This window comes from Enterobacter sp. SENG-6 (assembly GCF_001605945.1).
Lineage (GTDB): Bacteria > Pseudomonadota > Gammaproteobacteria > Enterobacterales > Enterobacteriaceae > Enterobacter > Enterobacter cloacae.
This window is the reverse complement of the sequence record NZ_LOMM01000029.1, coordinates 1-15,178: the sequence shown is the minus strand read 5'-3', so window position 1 is coordinate 15,178 and position 15,178 is coordinate 1. Positions and strand designations below refer to the sequence as shown.

Below are 15,178 nucleotides of genomic sequence, written 5' to 3'. Positions count from 1 at the left end.
GATGCCGAAATCCGTGATTATTCCACCGGGCACCAGCACGCCGATTGCGCCGTTTGTCCCCGGCACGCTCGCCGATGGCGTGGTGTACGTCTCCGGTACCCTGCCGTTTGATAAAGACAACAACGTGGTGTTTATCAACGACCCAAAGGCGCAAACGCGCCACGTGCTGGAGACGATCAAGACCGTGATCGAAACCGCGGGTGGCACGATGGAGGATGTGACGTTCAACAGCATCTTTATCACCGACTGGAAAAACTACGCCGCGATTAACGAGATCTACGCGGAGTTCTTCCCCGGCGATAAGCCGGCCCGCTTCTGCATTCAGTGCGGGCTGGTAAAGCCGGACGCGCTGGTTGAAATCGCCACCGTTGCGCACATTGGAAAGTGAGGCTGCCATGAAGCTCTCCGTCTCACCGCCCCCGTTTGACGGCGCGCCCGTCGTGGTGCTGATTGCCGGACTCGGCGGGGGCGGCAGCTACTGGTTACCCCAGCTAGCCGCGCTGGAACAGGAGTATCAGGTGGTCAGTTACGACCAGCGTGGCACCGGCAATAACCCTGACACCCTGCCGGAAGAGTACACCCTGGCGCAGATGGCCGGTGAGCTGGCACAGGCGCTGACCGCGGTCGGCATCACCCGCTACTGTGTGGTCGGCCATGCGCTGGGGGCGCTGATCGGCCTGCAGCTGGCGCTCGACAACCCCGATGCGCTCAAAGCGCTGGTGTGCGTCAACGGCTGGCTGACGCTGAATGCCCATACCCGACGCTGCTTTCAGATCCGCGAACGGCTGCTGCATGCCGGTGGCGCGCAGGCGTGGGTAGAGGCGCAGCCGCTGTTTCTCTATCCGGCAGACTGGATGGCCGCCCGCGCACCGCGTCTGGAGGCTGAAGAGGCACTGGCGCTGGCGCACTTTCAGGGCAAAAACAATCTGCTGCGCAGGCTGAACGCGCTGAAAAAGGCCGATTTTAGTCGCCATGCCGCCCGCATCGCCTGCCCGGTACACCTTATCTGTTCCGCCGATGACCTGCTGGTGCCCTCTGTCTGCTCGTCTGAGCTGCAGGCGGCGCTCCCGCACAGCCACAGCGTGGTGATGCGCCAGGGCGGTCATGCCTGCAACGTCACCGAGCCGGAAACGTTTAATACCCTGCTGCTTAACGGGCTTGCCAGCCTGCTGAACAGCCATGAACCCGCTTTATAAGGAGTTTCGATGAGCGAAGCCATTACCTCTGCCGCGCTGGATTCACTGTTCACCGGCGCACGCACCCACAACGGCTGGCTGGACATACCGGTCAGCGACGAGACGCTGCGCGAGATCTACGACCTGATGAAATGGGGGCCTACCTCCGCTAACTGTTCCCCGGCCCGTATTGTGTTTGTGCGCAGCGCAGAGGGTAAAGAGAAGCTGCGCCCCGCACTCTCCAGCGGCAACCTGGAGAAAACCCTCACCGCACCGGTCACCGCGATTGTGGCGTGGGACACGGAATTTTATGAGCGTCTGCCTGAACTGTTCCCGCACGGGGATGCGAAGAGCTGGTTTACCACCAGCCCCGCGCACGCTGAAGAGACCGCCTTTCGCAACAGCTCCATGCAGGCCGCTTATCTCATCTTTGCCTGTCGCGCCCTGGGGCTGGACACCGGCCCGATGTCCGGTTTTGACCGGCAAAAAGTCGACGAAGCCTTTTTCACCGGCACGCTGCTGAAAAGCAATCTGCTGATCAATATCGGCTATGGCGATGTGGGCAAACTCTACGGCCGTCTGCCGCGCCTGGCCTTTGAAGACGCCTGCGGGCTGGCGTAAGGAGCCATCATGACGACACCCGATAAACAAACCTTTCGCGATGCCATGGCCTGTGTGGGCGCGGCGGTCAATATCATCACCACCGACGGCCCTGCTGGCAGAGCGGGCTTCACCGCCAGCGCCGTATGCAGCGTCACCGACTCGCCCCCGACGCTATTGGTGTGTCTTAACCGCGGCGCGTCCGTCTGGCCGACGTTTAGCGAAAACCGCACCCTGTGCGTCAACACCCTGAGCGCCGGACAGGAGCCACTCTCCAACCTGTTTGGCGGCAAAACGCCGATGGAAGATCGCTTCGCCGCTGCCCGCTGGCAGACGGGCGAGACGGGCTGCCCGCGTCTGGAGGAGGCGCTGGCCTTGTTTGATTGCCGTATCAGCCAGGTGGTCAGCGTCGGCACCCACGACATTCTGTTTTGCGACATCGTGTCCATTATCCGCCACCCCGCCCCGCAGGGGCTGGTGTGGTTTGACCGCGGCTACCACGCGCTTATGCGACCCGCCTGTTAACCCTTCTTAAGGAAGCAGCTCATGGCAATGTTCGGATTTCCCCACTGGCAGTTGAAATCGACCTCTACAGAACCTGGCGTGGTCGCGCCGGATGAACGGCTCCCGCTCGGGCAAACCCTGGTGATGGGCGTCCAGCACGCGGTCGCCATGTTTGGTGCAACGGTGCTGATGCCGATGCTGATGGGCCTTGACCCCAATCTCTCCATTCTGATGTCGGGTATTGGCACCCTGCTGTTCTTTTTTGTCACCGGCGGGCGCGTGCCCAGCTATCTGGGCTCCAGCGCCGCCTTTGTCGGCGTGGTCATCGCCACCACCGGGTTTAACGGTCAGGGGATCAACCCCAACCTCAGCGTCGCCCTCGGCGGCATTATCGCCTGTGGTCTTGTCTATACCCTGATTGGCGTCGTGGTGATGAAGATCGGAACCCGCTGGATCGAGCGAATGATGCCGCCAGTGGTTACCGGTGCGGTGGTGATGGCGATTGGCCTGAACCTGGCGCCAATTGCCGTGAAGAGTGTCTCCGGCTCGCCGTTTGAGAGCTGGATGGCGGTGATCACCGTGCTGTGTATCGGTCTGGTGGCGGTATTCACCCGCGGCATGGTTCAGCGTCTGCTGATTCTGGTCGGGCTGATTGTGGCCTGTCTGATCTACGCCCTGCTGGCCAATGTCTTTGGTTTCGGCAAGCCTGTCGACTTTACCCTGCTCCATCAGGCTGCCTGGTTCGGTCTGCCGCAGATCACGTCGCCAACCTTTAACACGCAGGCGATGATGCTTATCGCCCCTGTCGCGGTGATCCTGGTGGCGGAGAACTTAGGGCACCTGAAGGCCGTGGCGGGCATGACCGGGCGCAGTATGGATCCGTATATGGGGCGCGCGTTTGTCGGGGATGGCCTGGCGACGATGCTCTCCGGGTCGGTGGGCGGCAGCGGTGTCACCACCTACGCCGAGAACATTGGCGTGATGGCGGTAACGAAAGTCTACTCCACGCTGGTGTTCGTGGCGGCGGCGGTCATGGCGATGCTGCTCGGCTTCTCACCAAAATTTGGTGCGCTGATCCACACCATTCCCTCGCCGGTCATCGGCGGCGCATCAATTGTGGTGTTCGGCTTGATTGCCGTGGCGGGAGCGCGCATCTGGGTACAGCATCGCGTCGATCTCAGCCAGAACAGTAACCTGATTATGGTGGCGGTCACGCTGGTGCTGGGTGCAGGTGATTTTGCCCTGACGCTGGGCGGGTTTACGGTTGGCGGGATTGGTACGGCGACCTTTGGGGCGATCCTGCTTAATGCCCTGCTGAGCCGCCGGAAAGGGGATGAAGCGCAAGGGGAAGCCATCACCCCCTCCACCTGATATAAGTCCCCCTTACTTGCCGGGTGACGCTGCGCTTACCCGGCAATCGCCTTACGTCGTTTTTTGAGCTTTAGCTCACTCACCAGCACCCCAACAACGATAAACGCCGCGCCGACCAGCGCCAGCAGCGGTAAGCGTTCTCCGGCAATGCGTCCAAAAATCCCCGCCCAGACCGGCTCCCCGGTGTAGATCACCGTCGCCCGCGTCGGCGACACGCTGCGCTGTGCCCAGTTCATGGTCACCTGAATAATGGCGCTGAAAATACCCAGCCCCAGCGCCACCACCACCAGCCCGGCAGACATCGGCGGAACCGACTCCCCTGCCGGAACCATCGTCGCGAACGCCACCAGCGACGCCGTGGCAAGCTGTACCACCGTGACGCGCTTAACATCGACCTTCCCGGCCCAGGCGCTAATGAGGATAATTTCCGCGGCAATCGCAATGGCTCCCACCAGGGTAATGATCTCGCCCGGCCCCAGTGCCAGCAGGTTATTTTCCGGCCCGGCCAGCAAAATCAGGCCGATAAACGCCAGCACAATACCAATGCAGGACATTACACCCGGCAGGCGTCCCAGACACAGCCATTGCAGTAACGGCACCAGCGGCACATACATGGCGGTGATAAAGGCCGATTTACTGCTGGAGATTGACTGTAACCCCCACGTCTGCAGGCTATACCCCATGGCAATCGCCACGCCAATCGCCACCCCGGCCTTGAGCTTCTGCAGGGTCAGCCCGCGCAGGGTTTTCAACGAGATCAACCCCACGGCAATCGCTGCCGTCGCAAAGCGCAGGCCGACAAAGAAGAACGGATCGCTCAGGGTGACCGCATACTGGACGGCGAGAAAGGTTCCGCCCCAGAACATGGTGATCAGAATGAGGATCGCTTCCTGAGGTTTGACGGAGAAGGTAAAACGAGAAACAGACATGAGGCACCAGAACGTAGAATGAAGGGACTAGTGTGCGATGCCTTTGATTGCAGTTCAATGTTACAGAAATAAAAAAACCGCCGGGAGATCCCGGCGGCAGAGGTCTTTCAACCCGGCGACTTACTTATTGCCGCCATGGCTGTTTTTACCCCCTTTTTTGCCAGCCTCAGATGCGCGCTGAGGGTCATTTTTAAAATTACCCCCGCTATGCTGGCCACCTTTACGGCCTGCTTCTGATGCTCTTTCACGATCTTCGGCGAAATTACCTGAACCACCACGATGGTTTGCCATCTCTAACCTCCAGTGTGTGAAACATTAGACATCATATTGCATTCAGTAAAAGAGGATTCTTTCACCTCGCGGCTAAAGGACAGCGCCTTTATCTGTGCCGCGTGAAACTAAGCTTAGTGGACTGAGGGTATCCGGCAAGCTGTAGTTAATATTCTGCAACAAGATCTCAGTCTTTTGGGTGAGAAAACGCGGCGGTCATTCATAAGCCTTTCTTATCATTTCAAAAATCGTCGGCGGTAAAAATGTTTCATTTTGCTACAAGCCGCGATGGTCAGCATATTGTTATAAATCAAAGAAATGCCGTTCATTTTTGCAGTCTGGCTGTGATGTCATATCTTTAAATGAACGCAGCGATTCGCTGTCAGAAAAAACAAACGAGGAGTGATGCAAAATGGCTAAAGTTCTGGTGCTCTATTATTCCATGTATGGACACATTGAAACCATGGCTCACGCGGTAGCAGAAGGTGCAAACAAAGTGGACGGCGTGGAGGTTGTGGTAAAACGCGTACCGGAAACCATGCAGGCAGAAGCGTTCGCCAAAGCCGGAGGAAAAACCCAGAATGCGCCGGTCGCCACGCCTCAGGAGCTGGCGGATTACGACGCCATTATCTTCGGCACCCCCACCCGTTTTGGCAATATGTCAGGCCAGATGCGCACCTTCCTCGATCAGACGGGCGGGCTGTGGGCCTCTGGCGCACTGTACGGCAAACTCGCCAGCGTGTTCAGCTCCACCGGGACCGGCGGAGGCCAGGAACAGACGATTACCTCAACCTGGACTACCCTTGCTCATCATGGGATGGTGATTGTACCGATTGGCTATGGCGCGCAGGAACTGTTTGACGTCTCTCAGGTACGTGGCGGCACACCTTACGGTGCAACCACCATTGCCGGTGGCGATGGATCCCGACAGCCGAGCAATGAAGAGCTCGCTATCGCCCGCTATCAGGGTGAATATGTCGCGGGTCTGGCCAAAAAACTGAACGGCTAACTCAACAGGAGGACAAGCATGCCAACTCAAGAATCCAAAGCTCACCACGTGGGCGAATGGGCAAGTTTACGCAATACCTCTCCGGAGATCGCCGAAGCCATTTTTGAAGTCGCGAAATACGATGAAAAACTGGCAGAGCAGATTTGGGAAGAAGGCAATGATGAAGTGCTGGTACGCGCCTTCGAAAAAACGGACAAAGACTCGCTCTTCTGGGGTGAGCAAACCATCGAACGTAAAAACGTCTGAGCGTTTCCCCCCGCCTGCGCGGGGGGATTATCTTATTTCGCCGCGTCGTTCATCACCGTATTAAATTTATCGATCGGGCAAAAACCGTTCGCATCCACCGGACACCCCTTCAGTTCCAGCGTCACGCGCTGCGCCGGAGACTGCAGCGACAGCACGCTGGCGTTACGCAGCTGCTCTGAGCTCTGATACACATACTCAATTTTCATCAGCTCGCGGTTGGCGTTTTTGTCGTGCCAGCGCTGGAAGACAATTTTGCCGCCGATTGGGGTGCGCTCCTGCTGGTCATGCAGCTGGTACGGCTTGAAGTCCAGCGCCGTCAGCAGAGAGGCAATGTTGGAGTCATGCCCCACCAGCAGGGTGATTTTCGGCGCTTTTGCCTGATCGGTCACCAGGGCGTTATCGATATACTTCACCAGCGGTTTGGCGACGTTTTGCGCCACCTCGGTTGAGGTAAACAGCGAGTCCTGATATCCGTTTTTCAGCTTCGACAATACGCGCCACTGCTGGTCGGTTTTAATCTCTCCCCAGGCCACCTGGTCGGCCGGGAAGCCTTCGTAATACTGCAGCGTGAACGCATCCACCAGCGAGTTGCCCACTTTCAGCGGCCCGGAAACGCCCGGTTCTTTTTCGTAGTCGGCGCTGAAGGTATCTTTCGCGTCTGCCAGTGAACAGACTTTTTTCTCTTTGCATGACGGTGAATCGGCGTAGTTCGTCATCTGCTCCAGCAGCTTATAGCTTTCGCCAAGCTGCATTTTCTGGCGCTCGGACTCCATCGCCTTAAGCGCTTTTTCGCGGAATTCCGGCGAGTTATCGGTAATTACCGGATTAAAGGTTGGGTCCATGGTGCCCATTTTGTCCTGATGATGCACAGGAACATCGCACCCCGGGAACGCGCCGGTAATGAAGAACTGCGCGGTAGCCACGGTGCGCTGCAGGCTGTTGGCGTAAGCATAAACGCTCTCCGCCGGTGGACATTCTCCCGTCTTCACCATCCCCTGCTGGGCCAGCCACTCGCGCATGTAGTGCCCCATGTAAACCTCCAGCACGCCACCTTTGGTAGTGAGCTGACCGCCCGGCACTTCCCATTCAGGCCATTGCTTTGGCGTGGACTGCTCCAGCACGCTGCCGTTATTGGCGAGCGGTGCGCGCAGGTTGTGACGGCTCATAATTAAAACTTGCTCCAGCTGATACCCTTCCGGCGTCTCTTGCGCCTGCACCCCGGAGGCTGCTGAAAAGAGACCGGCTACGGCCACCGCGAGTAGTGCTTTTCTCATCCCTAATTCCTCACTCGTTTTAAAATGTCGCGTTCAGTGTGACAGATCCGTGACAATTTTCCGGGAAGCATTTCTCAAACTGATGAATAACACGCTTACCCGGTGAGCAGATTAGTTTTATAATAAAACTACATACGCCCGGAGATTTGCCTGTGAAACGCACCCGTCTTGAAGAGAGTACCTGCCCTGTCGCCCGTTCGCTGGATATCATCGGCGACTGGTGGTCGCTGCTGATTGTTCGCGACGCATTGCGCGGGATTAAACGCTTCGGCGAGTTCCAGAAAAGCCTCGGTATCGCGAAAAACATGCTGACCGCGCGGCTAAAACTGCTGGTCGATGAAGGCATCCTCCGGCTCCAGCCCGCCTCCGACGGCAGCGCCTGGCAGGAATACGTTCTGACCGACAAGGGACGCGCACTCCAGACGGTGCTGGTTGCCCTGTCCCAGTGGGGCAATGAATTTTTGTTTGCGGAAAACGAATGCGGCACCGTTCTCATTGATAGCGAACAGCGCAAACCGCTGCGTAAACTGCTGCTTATCGCCGATGATGGCCGCGAACTTACGCCTGAAGAGATCGTGGCTAAACTTCCCTCCTGATCGTACCCGACGGCAAAAGCACAAAATGACCACCAATATAGTTGCATTATAAAACCAAATAGCAGACAGTGAATTCAGTTTCATATTGAAACCAAATAACCCACTTTGCTTTGAGGTAACACACGATGACTACGCAAATCACTACCGCCCTGATTACGGGTGCCTCTTCCGGGATTGGTGCCGTCTATGCCGATCGCCTTGCCGCGCGCGGCGCTAACCTGGTCCTCGTCGCCCGCCGCGAGGATCGGCTGCAAACCCTCGCCGCCGACCTGCGCGCGCGCTATGGCGTGACCGTCGATATTCTGGTGGCCGATCTCACCGATGAAACCGGGATCCGCGCGGTAGAAGACGAACTGCGTAGCAATACCGCCATTGATGCGCTGGTTAACAACGCCGGCACCGCGCAGATGGCGCCGTTCCTCGCGGGCGATGTGGCCCAGCATCAGGCCATTAACACCCTCAATACCACGGCGCTGATGCGTCTGACCTATGCGATCCTGCCGCGCCTGGCGCAGAATAACCACGGTACGCTTATCAATATCGCCTCGGTGTTGTCCCTGCACGTACGTGCCGGCAGCGCGCTGTACAGCGCCACCAAAGCCTGGGTGCTCAGCTTTACCCGTGGGTTACAGGAGGAGTTTGCCGACAGCAATCTGCGTATTCAGGCCGTGTTACCCGCCGCAACGGCAACAGAAATCTGGCAGCATTCCGGCGTGACGGTGAACGATCTGCCGGAAGGCTCGGTGATGACCACTGACGATATGGTGGATGCTTCGCTGGCGGGTCTGGATCAGGGCGAGCTGATTACCATTCCGCCAATGCATGATGACAGCCTGTGGGATCGCTACGAAACGGCACGTCTGGAACTGTTTAACAGCGCCCGCACCGGCATCCCGGCGCCGCGCTATGTAAAACAGTAGGCTAACGCTCAAGCTGGTCGCCGTACTCACTCATCCAGGCGGCCAGCGGCGAGAGTGCCCCTTGCAGGGTCAACCCCAGCCCCGTGATCTGGTACTCCACGCGCGGTGGGATCTCCGGGTAAACCGTGCGCGACACCAGCCCGCGCTGTTCGAACAGCCTGAGCTGCTTCGTGAGTTCTTTTTGCGTGATGGGGGCGGTAGCGCGCAGCAGATCGCCAAAGCGTACCGGCGCATTGAGGATAATCAGGCGATAAAGAACAGGGATCGCCCACTTCCCGGAAATCAGGTTCACAAACTGCGTCATCGGGCAGACATAAACCTCAGAATTTTTTTCACAACGTATATCGAGCAATTCCGCCATAGCACACCTCTTGCCGCATTAGTATCCAATTGGTACCTGGTTTCCTTTCGATACTAACGTTTCTATAGTGCTTTCTCCAGAGACATTTCAGGAGAAGAACATGGGTCGTTTAGCAGGTAAATATACGCTGATTACCGGCGGAACCAGCGGCATTGGCCTTGCCACTGCGCAGGTGTTTCTCGCCGAAGGGGCGCATGTCGCCGTCACCGGTCGTAACCCGGAAACGCTCGCCGAAGCAGAGCGCATTCTGGGCGATAAGGCCTGGGTGATCCCGACCGATGCGGGAGATATTGCTTCGCAAAAAGCGCTGGCGGAGACGCTTGCCGCCCGCTGGCCACGCCTGGACGCGGTGTTTCTCAACGCCGGCGACGTGACGCACGCACCGCTGGAAGCGTGGCAGGAAGAGGCCTGGGATCGTCTGATGGGCATCAACCTGAAGGGACCGTTCTTTTTAATTCAGGCGCTGCTGCCGCTGCTGAATAATCCGTCCTCGGTGATCCTGTGCGGCTCCGTAAGCGCGCGCATCGGCCTGCCCACCAGCAGCGTGTATGCCGCGAGCAAGGCCGCCCTGCTGTCGCTGGCACGCACACTGTCGGCAGAGCTGTTACCGCGCGGCATTCGCGTTAACGGTCTGAGCCCCGGCCCGGTAGAAACCCCGGCCTTTACGAAAACGGGCTTAAGCGAAGAAACGCTTAACGCGATGATGGCGGAGATCATCAAGCTTGTGCCGCTGGGCAGAATGGGCTCGACGACGGAGCTGGCAAAAGCCGCGCTCTATCTGGCCTCCGACGAATCCAGCTACACGGTAGGAACGGAACTGCTGGTGGACGGCGGAGTGGGAAGTTTGTAACTCAAAAGGCGCTGATGCCGGTGACAATGCCGACATACAGCGCCGCCCAGACGGCGGCAGAAAACAGGCTGACCGCGTAAACCTTCACCCGGTTGAGCCTGAGCATGCCCGCCGCCAGCGGCACGATATAGCGCAGTACCGCCAGAAAACGGGCGGTGAAGAGCACCAGCACGCCGTTTTTCTGTAGCTGATGCTGCACCCGCAAAAATGTATCGGCATGTCTTGAGGTAATGCGCGTCACCAGCCGCGTATGCCCCATCAACTGACCGATATGATAGTTCAGCAGCGAACCGAGCGTGGCCCCCATTACCACCGCCAGCCACGTCAACGCCGGATGCAGGCTCGCCTGGCTGACGGTGATCCCGGTCAGCAACATCACCGAGGCGGGCGGCAGCACGGAGGAGATCAGCACCGTGGATTTACTCAAAGCCAGCACGAAGAGCAGCGCAAAGAGATGCGTCGGATAATGCGCAAAATGATTGAGCAGATTGTCAAACCACGCCACCTTGCTCTCCTCGTGAATATTTACCCTCCCATTAAAGTCGAGCAAGTTTAAATAAAGACTCAACGCGTCATGAATAATTAATACATAAACATTCCCTAAACATTTTTTAAATTCCAGAGCGGGAAAATAAAATAAGCGTATTATCCCGCTGGTTTACAACGATCTCGTTATGGCGAGGCTCCTGTACAAATATACGTTATCGCTCTGGCAGGTTCGAGAGAACCCGCACAGGGTAAAACAGGCACTGTCGAATCAAGGCTTTGTCAGTATAACTTCCCTTACGGGATACGGTGTACAGTGCTGAACCCAGGACGTGGGGATCTCCTCTTCGACATGCCCTGTCTTGCTCGCCCCTGAGAGATTTTTTATTCAAAGGGAATTCACTATGTCTTACGCTATTCACAACCAGAACCCGGTATTCAATGACAGCGCTATCGCGCAATATATGAATACCGATTTTATTGTCCTCGATATTTCATTATGCGTGGCGCTGGCGCGCGAGCAGTTTTTCGAAAAATTAAAAGACGATGATATTCCGTCGCATATTTTCATTGAAGATCAGGGTCACCTGGCAGGCATGATTGCGGTGCGCAAATTGCTGCAAACCACCGATACCGTACAGCCGGTAAAATCGCTGATGCTGTCGCAATTTCTGCAGGTCAAACCGGAAGATGAGCGGGCCGATGTCGCCGGACTGCTGGCCCACAGCGGTGCGGATGTAGTGCCTGTTGTCACCCACGGCAAGCTGGTTGGCTGCCTCACCGAGCGCGAAATGGCTCACCTGCTGGAAGACGATGTCACCGAAGATGCCCAGCGCCAGGGGGCCACGCTGCCGCTGGAAAAGCCCTATCTGGAGACCAGCGCCTTCAGCCTGTGGAAAAAACGCTCCGTCTGGCTGCTGCTGCTGTTTGTCGCGGAAGCCTACACCAGCTCGGTGATCCAGCACTTTGAAGAGGCGCTGGAGTCCGCCATTGCGCTGGCATTTTTTATCCCGCTGCTGATTGGCACCGGTGGGAACAGCGGAACGCAGATCACCTCCACGCTGGTGCGCGCCATGGCGCTGGGTGAAGTGCATCTGCGCGATGTCGGTCGCGTACTTTGCAAAGAGATGACCACCTCACTGATGATTGCCGTCACGCTCGGTATTGCCGGGTGCATCCGCGCATGGATGATGGGGATTGGGCTGGAAATTACCCTTATCGTCAGCCTGACGCTGGTGTGCATTACGCTGTGGAGCGCCATAGTCTCGTCCGTTATTCCCATGGTACTCAAGCGCTGCGGCATTGACCCGGCCGTCGTCTCCGCGCCGTTTATCGCGACGCTTATCGACGGTACCGGGCTGATTATCTACTTCAAAATCGCCCAGTATACGCTGGGGCTGGAGTAATCTTACGAGCACCTCTTTCCTGTGATTGAGGTGCTCACTCCGCTACACATCACCCAGTTGATGCGCAATCTCGCGCAGCTGCTGGGCCAGCGCCTGGAGGTTTTTTCCCTTCTCCCCTTTCGGCCCGGTGGACTGTCGCACCACCAGACGGGCAGGTAAAATCGAGGACATGCGCAGGGCACTCTCTTCGCCGCTGTCCAGAATGCGGCGCACCGCCTCTTTGCCCTGCAGATCTAAATCCAGTGAGACCGTCGTCAGCGCCGGGTAGAAGAACGAGCTTTCGTAGGTATCATCGTAGCCAATCACCGACTTCTCGCCAGGAATGGAAATCTGCTGCTGGTGGAAGGCGCTCAGTACGCCCAGCGCCATCTGGTCGTTGGCCACCAGTACGGCGGAAAACTGCGGCGTTTCGCGCAACATCTGCAGCGCACCGGCATACCCGCTCTGCGCATCCCAGTTGCCGCGGATCACCGAAGCGGGCTCCAGCCCGTAACCCTTCAGGGTTTCGATCCAGCTTTTTAGCCTCAACTGTGCCGACACAGAGGACTCCGGCCCCGCCAGCAGGGCGATGTCGCGATGGCCCAGCTCGTAAAGGTATTTAACGCTGGCGCGGGTCCCATCCGCCGGGTTAAACGAAACGTTAAACACAGAACTGTACGGGTCGACGTCCAGGAAAAGACAGACGATATCGTCGTTGTCGGTGGCGATTTTCTGCGCCTCTTCGGCCTCCAGAGGCACGTTAATGATCACCTTGCTCACCAGCTGGGACTTCAGTTCGTTGATAGAGTCCTGAATACTTTGGTTGACGTTCTCATCTATCATCGAGATCAGTACCTGGTATCCCTCCACGTTCGCATAGCGTTTTACCGCTGCCGCCACCTGAGAAGGCGCGTGCAAAGCCAGTGAAATGGTCACCAGCCCGACGGTCTGGCTCTGCTTGCCTACCAGTTGCTGGGCCAGGCGATTCGGCACATACCGCAATAACTCTATGGATTTCTCAACCTTGTGGCGCGTGGCCTCGGATACATTGGCAGATTTATTCAGTACCCTGGACACGGTCTGATAGGAGACGCCTGCATGGCGTGCGACGTCCTCTAACGTTGCGCTTTTCGACTTCATGGTCCGGTTCCTTATGTTGTTATGCGATGATTGTAACAGGGGCGCTGTAAAAAAACGCTCACCGTCCTCACTTCGCAGACATAACACCATCAAAAAGTATTACGTTCACAATGCCATAATTTGTGGCACAGCTCATCACTTGTAACAAAATTGTCTATTTTATTTGCAGTTAATCACACATTTAGGATCGTTCAATTGCCAGCCAGAAGGTTTAGGCATTTTATGACAGCGGATTTGTGAACGTATTACAAAACAATAAGAGGGTAACAATGAACACGACGATCCGCTCTGTATCCGTTGCGCTGGCTGCCGCGTTAGCGTCTCCATCGCTGTTTGCTGCGTCTTCAGTACCGATTGATTTTCATGGCTATCTTCGCTCCGGCGTGGGCGTCTCACGGGATGGTGGGATGGAGGAGTGGCAGAAGAATAAAATAGGCCGTCTGGGTAACGAAGCCGATACCTACGGCGAGCTGGAACTGGGCTCTGAGGTCTACAAAAAGAACGACGTGAGCTTTTATCTCGACAGCATGGTGAGCATGGTGTCTGACGGCTCTAACGATAACGAAACCACCTTTGGCGACGACGCTCAGTTTGGCCTGCGTCAGCTTAACCTGCAGATCAAGGGGTTGATCCCGGGCGATCCGAATGCGGTTATCTGGGGTGGGAAGCGCTATTACCAGCGTCATGATCTGCACATCATTGACACCAAATACTGGAACATCTCGGGATCCGGTGCAGGTATTGAAAACTATACGCTCGGCCCTGGCGCGGTCTCCGTGGCCTGGATCCGCGGCGATGCCAACGACGTGGACTACCGCGTTGACGGTGATAACGACGTGAACATTAATTATATCGATCTCCGCTATGCGGGCTGGAAACCGTGGGCAGGCGCGTGGACGGAAGTGGGTATTGACTATGCCATGCCAAACCCGACCAACAAACAGAAAGAGTATGGCGGGCTGTACGAGGCCGACAACGGCGTGATGGTAACCGGAGAGATCAGCCAGGACATGCTGGGCGGCTATAACAAGCTGGTGCTGCAGTATGCCAACAAAGGTCTGGCGCAGAACATGGTTTCCCAGGGGGGCGGCTGGTACGACATGTGGAACTATGTGAACGATGCCAGCGGCTACCGCGTGATTAATACCGGCTTAATTCCCATTACCGACAAGCTCTCCTTTAACCACGTCCTGACCTGGGGTTCGGCGGATGACACCACGCAGTATACCGATAAATCGCGCCTGATTTCGCTGGTGGGCCGCGCGCAGTATCAGTTCACCGAATATGTGCGTCTGATTGGTGAAGTGGGCGGGTTCTACCAGAAAGATACCTATACCGACGGTTCAAACTACAAGCAGAGCGGTGAGAAGTACACGATCGCCTTAGGTCTGGCGGACGGACCTGATTTTATGTCACGTCCCGAGCTACGGGTGTTTGCCTCCTACCTGAATGATTCCGAACATGGGAAATCCTTCGAAGACGGCACCGCCAGTAATACCTGGAATTTCGGCGTGCAGGTTGAAGCCTGGTGGTAATATTTATTTCTAAAATGCGTTAATCGTTATTGTATCTCCAACAACTGGCAGTTTATTCGCCTGTTTCGGGATAGCCATTATTTTGGCTATCCCTTTTTTTATTTATTGATTAAAATGTTCATCTAATAACTGACGTAAGGCATCAGATTGCCTGCCAAATATGGCATGCACCTGCTGGCCAATAATAATTACCCCCAGCGCCCCTTCATTCTGTAACGCCTCAGAGTCAACTTTATTTAAATCTTTTACCGTCACGCGCAGGCGGGTAATACAGGCTTCGACGTGTTCGATATTATCGTCGCCGCCAAACGCGGGAATTAAACGCTGGGTAATTTGACTGTCCATAATACGCCTCATTATATGCAGATAAAAAAATGCCTGCTCGTGGAGCAGGCGTTCTGTGCCTTTTTGCCCGGACGGTGCGGTCTGATGTCCTCACCCCAGCCCTCTCCCACAGGGCTGAGGGTTCCCCAGAAAAATGAAAAGCACGATGAAGTGTGATCTACTGGTTGCGCTAACAAATCAGA

Annotated in this window: 19 protein-coding genes and 1 riboswitch; of the genes, 12 read left to right on the top strand and 7 right to left on the bottom strand. The window is 56.6% G+C overall.

The features are described 5' to 3' along the window. Position 1: 1 nt before the first annotated feature. The 5 genes from rutC to rutG are packed head-to-tail and all read left to right on the top strand — an operon-like array spanning position 2 to position 3,650. A complete protein-coding gene (gene rutC, locus AX755_RS14950; RefSeq protein ID WP_013097195.1) occupies positions 2 to 388 on the top strand; it encodes a pyrimidine utilization protein C in 387 nt (128 codons plus the stop codon). Positions 389 to 395: 7 nt separating this feature from the next. Further along, positions 396 to 1,196, top strand: coding sequence for a pyrimidine utilization protein D (rutD, locus tag AX755_RS14945; RefSeq protein WP_062857008.1), 801 nt, complete (start codon positions 396 to 398; stop codon positions 1,194 to 1,196). 9 nt (positions 1,197 to 1,205) lie between these two features. Continuing rightward, on the top strand, positions 1,206 to 1,796 hold the full coding sequence (locus AX755_RS14940) for a malonic semialdehyde reductase (protein ID WP_013097197.1): 591 nt from the start codon (positions 1,206 to 1,208) through the stop codon (positions 1,794 to 1,796). A gap of 9 nt (positions 1,797 to 1,805) precedes the next feature. Next, positions 1,806 to 2,300, top strand: coding sequence for an NADH-dependent FMN reductase RutF (rutF, locus tag AX755_RS14935; protein WP_062857007.1), 495 nt, complete (start codon positions 1,806 to 1,808; stop codon positions 2,298 to 2,300). A gap of 21 nt (positions 2,301 to 2,321) precedes the next feature. Further along, positions 2,322 to 3,650 (top strand): pyrimidine utilization transport protein G, encoded by a 1,329-nt coding sequence (gene rutG / locus AX755_RS14930; protein WP_013097199.1) that lies wholly within the window; start codon positions 2,322 to 2,324, stop codon positions 3,648 to 3,650. Positions 3,651 to 3,685: 35 nt separating this feature from the next. Here rutG and AX755_RS14925 read toward each other — a convergent pair whose 3' ends face one another. Together AX755_RS14925 and AX755_RS14920 are read right to left on the bottom strand one after the other, a co-directional pair. Continuing rightward, positions 3,686 to 4,579, bottom strand: a complete 894-nt coding sequence (locus tag AX755_RS14925) for a DMT family transporter (RefSeq protein ID WP_062857006.1) — start codon at positions 4,577 to 4,579, stop codon at positions 3,686 to 3,688. A 120-nt stretch (positions 4,580 to 4,699) separates the two neighbouring features. Continuing rightward, a complete protein-coding gene (locus tag AX755_RS14920) occupies positions 4,700 to 4,870 on the bottom strand; it encodes a general stress protein (RefSeq protein WP_013097201.1) in 171 nt (56 codons plus the stop codon). 391 nt (positions 4,871 to 5,261) lie between these two features. Between AX755_RS14920 and wrbA the strand changes: the two genes are divergently transcribed. Together wrbA and AX755_RS14910 are read left to right on the top strand one after the other, a co-directional pair. Continuing rightward, positions 5,262 to 5,858, top strand: coding sequence for an NAD(P)H:quinone oxidoreductase (gene wrbA, locus AX755_RS14915; RefSeq protein ID WP_013097202.1), 597 nt, complete (start codon positions 5,262 to 5,264; stop codon positions 5,856 to 5,858). An 18-nt stretch (positions 5,859 to 5,876) separates the two neighbouring features. Next, on the top strand, positions 5,877 to 6,104 hold the full coding sequence (locus AX755_RS14910; protein ID WP_008499832.1) for a YccJ family protein: 228 nt from the start codon (positions 5,877 to 5,879) through the stop codon (positions 6,102 to 6,104). A gap of 32 nt (positions 6,105 to 6,136) precedes the next feature. Here the strand turns inward: AX755_RS14910 and agp are convergent, their stop codons facing one another. Next, positions 6,137 to 7,378: a bifunctional glucose-1-phosphatase/inositol phosphatase gene (gene agp / locus AX755_RS14905; protein ID WP_014831381.1), complete on the bottom strand. Its 1,242-nt coding sequence runs from the start codon at positions 7,376 to 7,378 to the stop codon at positions 6,137 to 6,139. A 152-nt stretch (positions 7,379 to 7,530) separates the two neighbouring features. On the opposite strand from agp, the gene AX755_RS14900 reads away from it, so the two are divergent. Together AX755_RS14900 and AX755_RS14895 are read left to right on the top strand one after the other, a co-directional pair. Then, the gene (locus tag AX755_RS14900) at positions 7,531 to 7,974 is read left to right on the top strand and encodes a winged helix-turn-helix transcriptional regulator (RefSeq protein ID WP_045902799.1); all 444 of its coding nucleotides are present in this window, start codon (positions 7,531 to 7,533) and stop codon (positions 7,972 to 7,974) included. Positions 7,975 to 8,099: 125 nt separating this feature from the next. Then, a complete protein-coding gene (locus AX755_RS14895) occupies positions 8,100 to 8,894 on the top strand; it encodes an SDR family NAD(P)-dependent oxidoreductase (protein WP_062857005.1) in 795 nt (264 codons plus the stop codon). 1 nt (position 8,895) lies between these two features. Here AX755_RS14895 and AX755_RS14890 read toward each other — a convergent pair whose 3' ends face one another. Then, entirely contained in the window at positions 8,896 to 9,255 is a 360-nt protein-coding gene (locus AX755_RS14890) for a winged helix-turn-helix transcriptional regulator (RefSeq protein WP_013097206.1), read from the bottom strand. 100 nt (positions 9,256 to 9,355) lie between these two features. Between AX755_RS14890 and AX755_RS14885 the strand changes: the two genes are divergently transcribed. Then, positions 9,356 to 10,105 (top strand): SDR family oxidoreductase, encoded by a 750-nt coding sequence (locus AX755_RS14885; protein WP_062857004.1) that lies wholly within the window; start codon positions 9,356 to 9,358, stop codon positions 10,103 to 10,105. 1 nt (position 10,106) lies between these two features. On the opposite strand, the gene AX755_RS14880 is transcribed toward AX755_RS14885, so the two are convergent. Continuing rightward, entirely contained in the window at positions 10,107 to 10,610 is a 504-nt protein-coding gene (locus tag AX755_RS14880) for a DedA family protein (protein WP_029883255.1), read from the bottom strand. A gap of 156 nt (positions 10,611 to 10,766) precedes the next feature. After that, positions 10,767 to 10,936, top strand: a riboswitch (M-box (ykoK) riboswitch). 59 nt (positions 10,937 to 10,995) lie between these two features. Here AX755_RS14880 and AX755_RS14875 point away from each other — a divergent pair. Next, the gene (locus AX755_RS14875; RefSeq protein WP_062857003.1) at positions 10,996 to 11,997 is read left to right on the top strand and encodes a magnesium transporter; all 1,002 of its coding nucleotides are present in this window, start codon (positions 10,996 to 10,998) and stop codon (positions 11,995 to 11,997) included. A 42-nt stretch (positions 11,998 to 12,039) separates the two neighbouring features. Here the strand turns inward: AX755_RS14875 and AX755_RS14870 are convergent, their stop codons facing one another. Next, positions 12,040 to 13,116 (bottom strand): LacI family DNA-binding transcriptional regulator, encoded by a 1,077-nt coding sequence (locus AX755_RS14870; protein WP_038419069.1) that lies wholly within the window; start codon positions 13,114 to 13,116, stop codon positions 12,040 to 12,042. Between the two features lie 269 nt (positions 13,117 to 13,385). Between AX755_RS14870 and AX755_RS14865 the strand changes: the two genes are divergently transcribed. Beyond that, positions 13,386 to 14,651 (top strand): maltoporin, encoded by a 1,266-nt coding sequence (locus tag AX755_RS14865; protein WP_013097211.1) that lies wholly within the window; start codon positions 13,386 to 13,388, stop codon positions 14,649 to 14,651. Positions 14,652 to 14,753: 102 nt separating this feature from the next. Here the strand turns inward: AX755_RS14865 and AX755_RS14860 are convergent, their stop codons facing one another. Next, the gene (locus tag AX755_RS14860) at positions 14,754 to 14,996 is read right to left on the bottom strand and encodes a PTS transporter subunit EIIB (protein WP_013097212.1); all 243 of its coding nucleotides are present in this window, start codon (positions 14,994 to 14,996) and stop codon (positions 14,754 to 14,756) included. Positions 14,997 to 15,178 lie beyond the last annotated feature (182 nt).

Excerpts from the sequence above, each read along its gene's own strand:
- rutD (WP_062857008.1), top strand. The coding sequence starts at position 396 with ATGAAGCTCTCCGTCTCACCGCCCCCGTTTGACGGCGCGCCCGTCGTG.
- AX755_RS14870 (WP_038419069.1), bottom strand. The coding sequence starts at position 13,116 with ATGAAGTCGAAAAGCGCAACGTTAGAGGACGTCGCACGCCATGCAGGC.
- agp (WP_014831381.1), bottom strand. The coding sequence starts at position 7,378 with ATGAGAAAAGCACTACTCGCGGTGGCCGTAGCCGGTCTCTTTTCAGCA.
- rutF (WP_062857007.1), top strand. The coding sequence starts at position 1,806 with ATGACGACACCCGATAAACAAACCTTTCGCGATGCCATGGCCTGTGTG.
- wrbA (WP_013097202.1), top strand. The coding sequence starts at position 5,262 with ATGGCTAAAGTTCTGGTGCTCTATTATTCCATGTATGGACACATTGAA.
- AX755_RS14910 (WP_008499832.1), top strand. The coding sequence starts at position 5,877 with ATGCCAACTCAAGAATCCAAAGCTCACCACGTGGGCGAATGGGCAAGT.
- AX755_RS14940 (WP_013097197.1), top strand. The coding sequence starts at position 1,206 with ATGAGCGAAGCCATTACCTCTGCCGCGCTGGATTCACTGTTCACCGGC.
- AX755_RS14875 (WP_062857003.1), top strand. The coding sequence starts at position 10,996 with ATGTCTTACGCTATTCACAACCAGAACCCGGTATTCAATGACAGCGCT.
- AX755_RS14860 (WP_013097212.1), bottom strand. The coding sequence starts at position 14,996 with ATGGACAGTCAAATTACCCAGCGTTTAATTCCCGCGTTTGGCGGCGAC.
- rutG (WP_013097199.1), top strand. The coding sequence starts at position 2,322 with ATGGCAATGTTCGGATTTCCCCACTGGCAGTTGAAATCGACCTCTACA.
- AX755_RS14890 (WP_013097206.1), bottom strand. The coding sequence starts at position 9,255 with ATGGCGGAATTGCTCGATATACGTTGTGAAAAAAATTCTGAGGTTTAT.
- AX755_RS14920 (WP_013097201.1), bottom strand. The coding sequence starts at position 4,870 with ATGGCAAACCATCGTGGTGGTTCAGGTAATTTCGCCGAAGATCGTGAA.
- AX755_RS14895 (WP_062857005.1), top strand. The coding sequence starts at position 8,100 with ATGACTACGCAAATCACTACCGCCCTGATTACGGGTGCCTCTTCCGGG.
- rutC (WP_013097195.1), top strand. The coding sequence starts at position 2 with ATGCCGAAATCCGTGATTATTCCACCGGGCACCAGCACGCCGATTGCG.
- AX755_RS14865 (WP_013097211.1), top strand. The coding sequence starts at position 13,386 with ATGAACACGACGATCCGCTCTGTATCCGTTGCGCTGGCTGCCGCGTTA.
- AX755_RS14885 (WP_062857004.1), top strand. The coding sequence starts at position 9,356 with ATGGGTCGTTTAGCAGGTAAATATACGCTGATTACCGGCGGAACCAGC.
- AX755_RS14925 (WP_062857006.1), bottom strand. The coding sequence starts at position 4,579 with ATGTCTGTTTCTCGTTTTACCTTCTCCGTCAAACCTCAGGAAGCGATC.